Origin of the sequence: Novosphingobium fluoreni (genome assembly GCF_014196615.1) — a bacterium.
Lineage (GTDB): Bacteria > Pseudomonadota > Alphaproteobacteria > Sphingomonadales > Sphingomonadaceae > Novosphingobium > Novosphingobium fluoreni.
On the sequence record NZ_JACIDY010000011.1, the window covers coordinates 25555 to 35137 of the forward strand.

A 9583-nucleotide genomic window follows, 5' to 3' on the forward strand; every position below is an offset into this window, starting at 1 on the left:
CTGCTCTGTACCGCAAGCGCGAAAGGAAGGGCGTCTCGGGCCTGGCGGCTTGATCGCGCTCTACCTTCGTTGACGCTTCGGCCAAGCCGCCTTGCGGCGTCGCGTCGGCAGAGCCGTTGCGATCGCTGACGCGTTCCCGCGCCGCCTTGAGCGGCACGTGTGGCGGGATGCAGATGTGCACCCCTAGGGTTGAGGCCCGCGCGGGGCGCAGGCGGCGCTGAGCCTTCGGCTCCAAGGTGGCGGGGGGCGTTGCTGCCCTGTAGCCCCGCCTCGGCAAGCCGCAACCCATCCGCTGCGCTCCCGGGTCCTCCACTTCGTTGCGGCCTTTTCAGGTGCGCCCTGCCTTCAGCCGGCGGGGCTGTCGGTCCGCTCCTGCCGCCCCCCGCCACCCTGGCGCCGGTCCATGGCGGTTGAAGGAAGGAGTGAAGGAGGATGGCCTCGACGGCACGGTGCCGGATGCAACGACAGTATGGCTGTTCCGCGAGCGCCTGGTGAAAGCCAAGGCAATCGACAAGCTCTTCGCCCGCTTCGATGCCGCACTGACGGACCGAGGATATCTCGCCATGGGCGGCCAGATCATCGATGCCACCGTGGTGCCGGCGCCTAAACAGCGCAACACCGAGGAGGAGAAGGCGGCGATCAGACACGGTCGGATCCCCGATCGCTGGAAGGATAAGCCAGCCAAGCTCGGCCAGAAGGATCGGGACGCGCGCTGGAGCGTCAAATACACCAAGGCCAAGGTGAAAGACGGCGCTGACCCCAGAGCGTTCAAGCCAGTCGACCTCGCCATCCCCATGTTCGGCTACAAGAACCATATTGGCATTGACCGCACGCATGGCCTGATCCGCACATGGGATGCCAGCGCTGCCAATGCTTACGATGGCGCAAGGCTGCCGGTTTTGATCAGCCCCAACAACACGGCCTCAGGCGTGTGGGCCGACACAGCCTACCGTTCGAAGAAGAATGAGGCGTTCCTCGCCAAGAGCATGTTCACCAGCAACATCCACCAGCGAAAGCCGCATCGCCGCGCCATGCCCGAGCGCATCGCACGCGCAAACGCGAAGCGGTCAGCGGTGCGCTCGGCCGTCGAGCACGTCTTTGCCGGCCAGAAGCATCGTATGGGCCTAATCGTGCGCACCATCGGCATGGCTCGAGCTCGGATCAAGATTGGGATGGCGAACCTGGCCTACAACATTCAGCGGCTCGCATGGCTAGAGGGGCGAACTGCGCCCGCATAATGCCCATACGGCTCTGAGTGCCCCATCAGATCCCGCTAAACAGCAAGAACTGACCCGTGATCACGTAGTCGACGCTGGCATGATCACTCCTCGCCTCGCTTTCGCGCCAAACCAAGGGTTCTTCGAGATGTCCAGCTGCGCTTCGAGTGCGCTCTCTGCATTTGTATTGATCCAGCCGACCAAAACGAGAGTTTCAGGATTTCCGATCTGTGATATGTCTCGGCGCCGGAAAATATCCTTGGCACGCCTTATCTTAAGGCGTGGCTCACCCGTGCTGATCTGGTGAATGAAATAGACCGGCATTACAGAGATCCCTACAACGAATTCTCAAACAGACGATCCTTGATTGACTGCATTCAGCAATTCTCATCCAAAAGCCACTAGTTTGCTGCCAGCCCTATTGCAGTCACTGTGCGTGGCCAGTCCAGTGAGCATTGAGCGTCGCCTCTTGATCAAACTGCGACGTTCAAGTTTACCGACAGGAATGTCTGCTTGTGCCGGAATTCGCCATTTCCATCCGACTGCACGATCCGGCGGCAGTACCCTCAATAGCTGTCCTAAGCCGATCTATAAGTTGGCCCAAGAACTTGCCATTCATCTAACATACCACAAGAGTTTGGTTGTCGGTACCAGTCGAAGCGCAAATAGTTCGATGTCTGGGCGTAATTTTGACTTGGTGGATGCTTTGGTGCCTTATCCGGCAAGCCAAATTTCACCAGCTATAGAAGGCGGTGTCGTTATTCGTACGAGGGCGGGCATAAATCCGCATCTTAGGGCTACTCCTTCGAACTGCTAGGAGCGGAAGCTGGACGGCATATCGATGGGGGCGGCATTTCTTGGGGTTTGCGTTAGTGCCAGCAAGCGGGAGCGAATGTCCTGGGGCAAGAGGAAGGCGTCGCGATGGTAGTCCTGCAACCCGGAAACGGCGCTTTCCACCAGGTCGTCGTGCATACCGCCCATCAGTCCGTTGATGGCGCTGAGATAGCGCGACATCTGGTACGTTTGCTCGCATGGCGCGAGGGAGCGGCGCGTGTCGTAGAACGATACCATTCGGCTGACGATCTTGCGCATGGCGTGAAAGCGATGTGCCGTCAGCGTCTCGGCAGCAAGCCACTGCGACAGGCGCTGCAGTTCTGACAGGCGATAGCGCAGGAAGCCCTTCGCATCGTCGAGCCGCAGGGTACCGACCTGGCGCTGCACGGCGCGCCACACGGGCCAGGTCAGCAGCGACCGCAGGACCAGGGCATAGCGCCGTGCCGCGCCGTGCCGATCGTTGCGATAGGCGTCCTGCAAGTGTCCCATCACCGCCACGGTAGCCCGGAACAGCAAGGGTGCGCGATGGGCGGCGCTATAGAGCACCAGAGCGAAGCGCAGATGCTTGTAGCGGGCGCGGATCAGCTTGTAGCGGCGGCGCTGGTCGGGCGGCAGGTCGCCGGTGCGCAGCAGCGTGCCGGTCAGCGATAGCAGGTCCTGCCGGATCGCCCCCTCCCGCCAGAACTGGAGACACAGGTCGAGGCAACGGCGCATCTCCGCCGCGTCGCAGGCCATCGGGATCGGATCGGGCAGGCTGACCACCGGATCGACGACATCGTCCATCTCGACTGCTTCGAACAAAGCGTCGACCACCGACGGCGGGAAGGGCGCGCGCGCCGTCATGCCGGCACCGCCACATGCGTCTCATGCGTCAGGTTATTGCGGTTGCGATAGGCGAGCGCAGTGGGCACCAGCATGAACAGCGTCTTGAGGCAGACACCCGCGACATAGGCCAGCCCCGCGCCCCACAAGCCGTAAGCGTGGATGGCGACGAACAGCAGCACCGCGTAACCCAGCGCCGCAGTCCCTTCCGCGACAAGCGCCGACCGCTCCCGCCCGGCCATGTAGAGCAGCGATTCCAGCGGAAAGGCCGCCATTGCCATGACCAGCGAAAGCGTCATCAGTTGCAGCAGGTCGTAGGCCTCGACATAGCGCTTGCCGAACGTCAGCGCGATCACCGGCTCGCCGCCGACCATGACGAGCAGCAGCACGACGATCGCGATGGCGCCCGAAATGAGCGCGCTGCGGACAGCGAGTTGCCAGGGATGGCGGCTGCTGGGATCGAGGCGCATAATCTCGGGATAGAAGCTGCGGCTCATCAGTTCCGCTGGCTTGCTGGCCGAATCGAAGAAGGTTGCGGCGATCTTGAACAGGCCGGCAGCGACCGGGCTGAGCAGCGCGCCCACGATCAGGTTGCTGACTGGGCCCCACGCAGCCCAAATCGAGTGGGCGGCATTGGTAGTCCACACGAAGCTCCAGGCACGCGGCAGCTTGCGGGCGGGGCGGAACAAGCCGGGCTTGAGCGCGCCTTTGACCTCGCGGCGGCGCAACTCGCGCACCGACATCGCCCACAGGCACAAGTCGCCGGACAAGTCGGCCAGGTACCAGGTCAGCACGAACCCGGTGAAGCCAAGATCGGCGACATAGGAGATCGTCGCGCCGATGCCGCGGACCAAGGGCGTGACCAGCTGCTGCCAGGCGATCTGGTCGAAGCGGTCGAACACGCGCAGGATGCCGGTGGGCGTCGCGGCGGTCATGGTCGGGATCAGGGTGCAGTAAAGCATGGCGAGGCCGAGGTGGTCGGCGCCCAGGCCGAACCAGTCGGAAACGCAGGGTAGCACGGCCAGGCCGCACACCATGCCCAGCAGCCCACTGGCAAGGTCAAGGCCGAAGGCAAAGCCGGTCACGTCCCGCAAGGTGGCGATATCGCCGCGTTCCAGCGCCGGCGCGCCGTAGCGCACGATGAACTGCCAGGTCTGGAACTTGATCACTGCGCCCACGCCATTGGCGTAGGAGTGAATCAGGATCAGCGTGCCGAACATCGCCGGGCTCATCCCGCGTCCCGCCAGGGCAAGCGCCAGCAGGCCGAGCAGTGCGCCGCCCAGCTTGCCCGTGGCGAGATAGGCGGCGTTGCGCACGATGGTGCGGAACACGCCATCGGCGAACCAACGTTTCATGGCTCCGTGCTCTGTTTAGGCCGCAGCGCTGGGCCGTGCCGGTTCACGCTGGTCGAGCAGCGTCTGCACGGCCACTTGTGCGCGAGCGACCACGCGGTCAAGCGGTTCGCGCGAATCCAGCTCCACGATCGGCGCGGCGCCGAAGCGCAGGCGCGGCATTTCCTCGATCTTGCGGGCGAGCGTTTCGATCCGATGATCGGGCTTGCGCGCGGCGGCGAGATCGAGCGGCACATTAAGCCTCAGAACGAGATCGGGCGCGTGCGCCACCATGTGCCGGAACAAGCGTTGCTCAGCCGCGGCAAGAACGCCGACCAGCCCGCGGCGCCGAGCGGTGCCAAGCCCCGGGCCGTCGATTGCGCTGGGCAGCTCCACTTGCGGAAAGCGATCCGCGATGATGGTGTATCCTTCGCCACGCAGCTTAAGCATGCGGCGGAACCGGCGCGCCCGGCGCAAGGCGAAGGCGTAGATCACCAGGGCCGCCAGCAGGCCGGGGTTCGCGCTCTTGTGCGCCTGGCGCGATCGGGTTTCGATCGAGCGATCGATCCGCCGGCCCATCAAGGGCGTGCGCGCCAGCATGCGGCCAAGGTTGCCGGACTGCTTGCCCAAGTGGCAGGTCGCCGTCGGCTGCCGTGCCTCAAGCCACTGCTGCAAGGCCTCGGTCAGCGTCGACTTGCCCGAACCGTCGCAACCGACGACCGCGATCAGGAGAGGCCCATCGCTCATGCCGCAAGCGCCTCGCGCCGCATTAGGTCGTGCACCGTGGCGAGGACTTCGGAGTAGGGCCGCGTCGCATCCACATCGACGATCCGGGCACCGGCAAAGCACAGCGTTGGCACGGTCGCCAGCTTGCTTTGCAGCAGTTCGCGGTCATGGTCGGCCTTGCGGGCGAGCGCGGTGTCGATATCGACGTTGAGGCGGATCACAAGGTCCGGACGGAACGCGGCCATGTCTTCGTAGATATCGCGCTCGCGCCGGGCGAGCCGCTCGACCAGGGCCGAGCCCCGGCGAGTCCAGGCAAGGCTCGGGCCATCGAAGCGGCCGGGCAGTTCGGCCTGGGGATAGCGATCGCTGACCACCCGGATGCCATGACGGCGTAAGTCGAGCATGCGTGCGAAACGGCGACGGCGGGCGAGGGAAAAGGCGAACATAACGAGCGCGGTCGGCAAGCCGGGCAGCCGCTCGTCAGACCTTGCGTGCGCCTTGCTGGCCTCGGCGGACAGGAACCGTTCCACCAGGCCGCCGATCAACGGTAGCTGGCCGATGCGACGCCCAAGATCGCCGGTACCGGTGCCAAGATACATTGAGCGCGTCGGCGCCTCCTGATCGAGCATCGCCGTAAGATCGCGCGCAAGGCTCGACTTGCCCGAACCGTCGCATCCCACCAGAGCCACGCAAGGCGCGAGCGCCACGCCATCGTGCGACCATCGTTGATCGAGCGCGGCATCGAGAGACGAATAGGTCTTGGCGGCGGGAGGCAAGGTCGAGAGTGTCATCAATCTGTAGCCGTTCTGGTGCACATAGGGCAAAGTGCGAGAAGTGCGCAGGGCGCGCTAGGACAGGGCACTCTACGCGCTGAACCTGATGCGAAACTGACGCTCGCAAAGGTTTGTGCGCGAGTTTGACGTGGACCTTGTTCAGGGCCTATCTCCCGGCAAATAAGGCGTTTGCCTGCCGTCACACCCACCCCGGAGTTCAAGTTGCCCCGCCTGTTGCTAGCGGAAGACGACGCCGATCTCGGCCCCGCGATCAGGCGCGCGCTGGAGCTGGAAGGCTACGTGGTCGATCTGTTCACACGCGGGGACGACGTTCTGGCTGCGGGCCGTAGTGCCGATTACGACGTGCTCCTGCTCGACATCGGCTTGCCGCACGGAACCGGCCTGGAAGTCCTGCGCATGCTACGGGGCGAGGGGATCGCGACCCCGGTGATCGTCGTCACCGCCTTCGACCGCACGCAGCAGAGAGTGGCCGGGCTCGATGCCGGCGCGGACGACTACGTGGTGAAGCCTGTCGACCTGGAGGAGCTCGCCGCCCGCATCCGCTCGCAATTACGCCGGCGCGAGGGACGCCAGGATGACACCATGACCATCGGCCCGGTCATGCTCGACTTTGCCGGGCATGTCGCGACGCTGGAAGGGCAGGCCTTGCCGCTCACGGCCAAGGAGTTTCGCGTGCTGGCGTTGCTGATGCGGCGCAGCCGGCGTTTCGTGTCCAAGGCGGATCTTGAGGCCGAACTTTACGACGGCGACAACTGGGCGGAATCGAACACGGTCGAAGTCGCGATCTCGTCCCTGCGCCGCAAGATCGGGCGCGACTTCATTCATACCGCCCGGGGCCTGGGCTACATGGTCGGCGGGCGCGAACGGTGAAGCGATCGACCCTATCTATGCAGCTTTACCGTCGTGTGCTGCTGTTGCTGGCGTTGACCGCACTGGCGATCGGGGCCGTGCTCTACGTCTTCGCCGACCGCGAGATCAGCCGCGCGGCCGACGTGCAACTGATCGATGCGGCAAAGCTGCTCGACATGATGATGCAGGACGAATTCGCGCAAGGCGTCCTTGTGCGGCGCGACCGAGTGGTTGACGGCCACGGCGACCCGCTGCTCACCACCGAGGATGAGAAGGCGTTCCAAGCCACTTACGATTCCTGCATGTTCGCGGTGTTCTGGAACGGGAAGCTGGTTGCCCGGTCAGGCTGGGGAGCGCCGGTGCGGCTGCTGCCGCTGGAGCCGGGCCTGCACACCTTCACCGCGCAAGGCGATGGCTGGCGCAGTTACGGCATGCAGAGCATCAAGACGCCGCTGCTCATCGTCGTTGCGCAGCGCCATGCCGCGCGTGAATTTTCGCTCGGCCCCGTCCTGGCCGAATTGGCATTGCCCATGCTGCTGTTGCTCGGGCTGTCGATGCTCGTACTCTGGGCGACATTGCGCAAGAGCCTGTCGCAAGTGGAGCGGCTGGCCTCCACCATTAATGCCCGATCGCTTGCCGACCTCGAGCCGTTGGAGCCCGAGGTCTGGCCGAGGGAGATGGAGCCGCTGGTGGTTGCGTTGAACAAGCTGTTCGCCCGCCTGGAGGGAGCCTACGACCTGGAGCAGGCGTTTACCGACGACGTGGCGCATGAGCTGCGCACGCCGCTGGCAGCGATTCGCGCCCAGGCGCAGGTGCTGCGCCGACTGGCGCCGCAGGCGGTGGGCCAGGATGTCGATCGGCTGACATCGACGGTCGATCGCGCCAACAACCTGATCGACGGGATGCTGATGCTTGCCCGATTGAACGCGACCGCCGTGGCGTCCCGCTCGGTCGACGTGCATGGACTGGTTGCCGAAGTGGTCGCCGACGCGATGATCGAAGCGGGTCCGGACGGCATCGAGTGCAGCGTCGTGCCAGAACATATCGTGCGCTGGCAGTGTGACGCGGCGCTGTTGCAGGTGGCGCTCTCGGCCGTAATCGGCAACGCCATCCGCCATGCGCGCTGCGGCGGTCAGCTCGACATCGCCCTTGCGCGCGGATCGGACCAGCTCGCCGTTTCGGTGGGCGATCGCGGGCCGGGGATCCCCGCCGCCGAGCGCGAGCGGCTGCTGCGCCGGTTCGAGCATGGCGCCTTGCCCACGGCCGGCAGCGGGCTGGGGCTGTCGATCGCATCGAAGGCGATGACGCTGCTGGGCGGAACGATCAGGTTGGAGGAGCGCCAAGATGGTCACGGTTTGCTGGCGGTCCTAACCTTGCGCTCCCAGGCGAGCTGACGTGAGATATAGCGGTGTTTTCGCGTGTCTGTCCCTTGTGCTGAGCATCGCCGTGACAGGTTGCGGCACAGCCCCGCCGTTGCGCCGGATGGCGGCCGAAGCTGCGTCCGCGCCAACCGTCCGTATCGCCCCTGACGGCGTGACCCGCACCGCGACGCTGTCGGTGCTGACGTACAATGTCGAGGGCCTGGGCTGGCCCGCTCGCTCCGGCCGCAAGCAGGACCTGGTGCGGATCGGCGCGCATCTCGCCGCCCTGCGCGCCGCCGGCAAGGCGCCCGACGTGGTGCTGTTCCAAGAGGTGTTCAGCGGCGCTGCGAAGCGGGCCGTGCTGGCATCCGGCTATCCGGCCATCGTGCCCGGCCCGCGCCGCACGACCCTGCACATCCGGATGTTCACCGATAAGCTGCCGCACCGCGCGAAACTCCGCAAGGGAGAGATCGGCGTGCGCCTGACCGGCAGCGGACTGGTGATCGCGTCACGCTATCTGGTCCTGCTAACCCGCAGTCAGGCCTATGGTCGCCGGTCCTGCGCCGGGTTGGACTGCCTAGCCAACAAAGGCGTCATGCTTGCCCGGATCGCGGTGCCGGGTGTGCCGGTACCTATCGATCTGTACGACACGCACATGAATTCGCGCAGGGCGTCGCATGTGGCCGAAGCGCGCAACCTTGCTGCCCACGCCCGCCAGGTGACCGAAGCCTCCGCCTTCATCGATGCCAGCCACGACGACCGCTATCCGATCGTGTTCGGCGGAGACTTCAACATGCGCGGTTCGCAGGATCGGTGGGAGAACTTCACCCGCTACCAGCCAATGCGACTGGTCCATCGCGCCTGCATGGAACCGGGCTCTGACTGCAAGGTGCACATGTCCTGGGACGGCGACGAGCCTTGGGTCGACACGTAGGACCTGCAATTTTTCGGAAACGGTGAGCGCGTGACTATCCGCCCGGTCCGCGTCGAAGCGCTGTTCGACGGAGGCCCGAACGGACCGGTGCTCTCCGATCATGACGGCTTCCTGGTCGAATATGAACTGACCTGGCGGCAGGCTTCCGCGTCTGTCGCGCGCCCTCCATTGAGAATTGCCAAGCTATTTGCGTGTCGAGAAAGGCCTTCCGACACCCGGACTGATTCTGAAGCCGCGGTCGCTGTGCTTAATTAGAAGATTAAGCCGTGCATGCCCTCACGCTCTTCGAAGCGGGTGCACGGCGCGGTGGCGTGAGCGCGATCGGCTTAGGTGATGTCGGAGTATCGTCGCATATCGGGAGCAGAAATCAGAGTTTTTCGGCCTCGGCAGTCACGATTACGCTGGACTTTGTAGGCAGTGCGGCGTTGTCGATGAGGTTGCTGGCGAGATCGTTCGAATCCTGCGGATCGATGGCGGCGTAGGTCTAGGCAGGTCCATGAACCAGATCGGAATGCGGTCATCATGCTGGGGTTATGGTCCTACCTTCGAGGGCCGAACGAGCGAACGTCGGTTTTTAGCGAAAGAGGACTTGCCAAGATCCAAGCCAGAATGGCAGCTCCGTCCCGATGGCGTTGAAAAAGTCGCCTTCTTGGCGAAGCGGAGGGTACGGATCGAAACTGCTGAGCAGAATCGCCTGACCTCATGTCATCGCCAT

The 9583-nt window shown here is 64.5% G+C and carries 9 protein-coding genes and 1 pseudogene; 5 read left to right on the forward strand and 5 right to left on the reverse strand.

Going from position 1 to position 9583, the window contains the following annotated elements; genetic code table 11:
• Positions 1-434: 434 nt before the first annotated feature.
• Positions 435-1238 (forward strand): annotated as a pseudogene (locus GGR39_RS16160) (IS5 family transposase); the annotation flags it as partial.
• 60 nt (positions 1239-1298) lie between these two features.
• Here the strand turns inward: GGR39_RS16160 and GGR39_RS16165 are convergent.
• The 5 genes from GGR39_RS16165 to GGR39_RS16185 all read right to left on the reverse strand — a co-directional run bounded on the left by GGR39_RS16165 (position 1299) and on the right by GGR39_RS16185 (position 5721).
• Positions 1299-1541, reverse strand: a complete 243-nt coding sequence (locus tag GGR39_RS16165) for a hypothetical protein (protein ID WP_183618687.1) — start codon at positions 1539-1541, stop codon at positions 1299-1301.
• A gap of 489 nt (positions 1542-2030) precedes the next feature.
• Entirely contained in the window at positions 2031-2894 is an 864-nt protein-coding gene (locus GGR39_RS16170) for a hypothetical protein (RefSeq protein WP_183618688.1), read from the reverse strand.
• Entirely contained in the window at positions 2891-4228 is a 1338-nt protein-coding gene (locus GGR39_RS16175; protein ID WP_183618689.1) for a lipopolysaccharide biosynthesis protein, read from the reverse strand. Before GGR39_RS16175 ends, GGR39_RS16170 begins: the two co-directional genes overlap by 4 nt.
• Before the next feature lie 15 nt (positions 4229-4243).
• A complete protein-coding gene (locus GGR39_RS16180) occupies positions 4244-4951 on the reverse strand; it encodes a nucleoside/nucleotide kinase family protein (RefSeq protein WP_183618691.1) in 708 nt (235 codons plus the stop codon).
• Positions 4948-5721, reverse strand: a complete 774-nt coding sequence (locus GGR39_RS16185; RefSeq protein ID WP_183618692.1) for a nucleoside/nucleotide kinase family protein — start codon at positions 5719-5721, stop codon at positions 4948-4950. The genes GGR39_RS16180 and GGR39_RS16185 overlap by 4 nt, the downstream gene beginning before the upstream one ends.
• 204 nt (positions 5722-5925) lie before the next feature.
• On the opposite strand from GGR39_RS16185, the gene GGR39_RS16190 reads away from it, so the two are divergent.
• From GGR39_RS16190 to GGR39_RS17115, 4 genes are all read left to right on the forward strand, one after another.
• The gene (locus tag GGR39_RS16190) at positions 5926-6594 is read left to right on the forward strand and encodes a response regulator transcription factor (RefSeq protein ID WP_058735304.1); all 669 of its coding nucleotides are present in this window, start codon (positions 5926-5928) and stop codon (positions 6592-6594) included.
• Entirely contained in the window at positions 6591-7967 is a 1377-nt protein-coding gene (locus tag GGR39_RS17505; RefSeq protein WP_221226189.1) for a sensor histidine kinase, read from the forward strand. The genes GGR39_RS16190 and GGR39_RS17505 overlap by 4 nt, the downstream gene beginning before the upstream one ends.
• 1 nt (position 7968) lies before the next feature.
• A complete protein-coding gene (locus tag GGR39_RS16200; RefSeq protein WP_343055918.1) occupies positions 7969-8868 on the forward strand; it encodes an endonuclease/exonuclease/phosphatase family protein in 900 nt (299 codons plus the stop codon).
• A gap of 496 nt (positions 8869-9364) precedes the next feature.
• A partial coding sequence (locus GGR39_RS17115) for a hypothetical protein (RefSeq protein WP_221226190.1) occupies positions 9365-9583 on the forward strand: 219 nt, incomplete at its 3' end.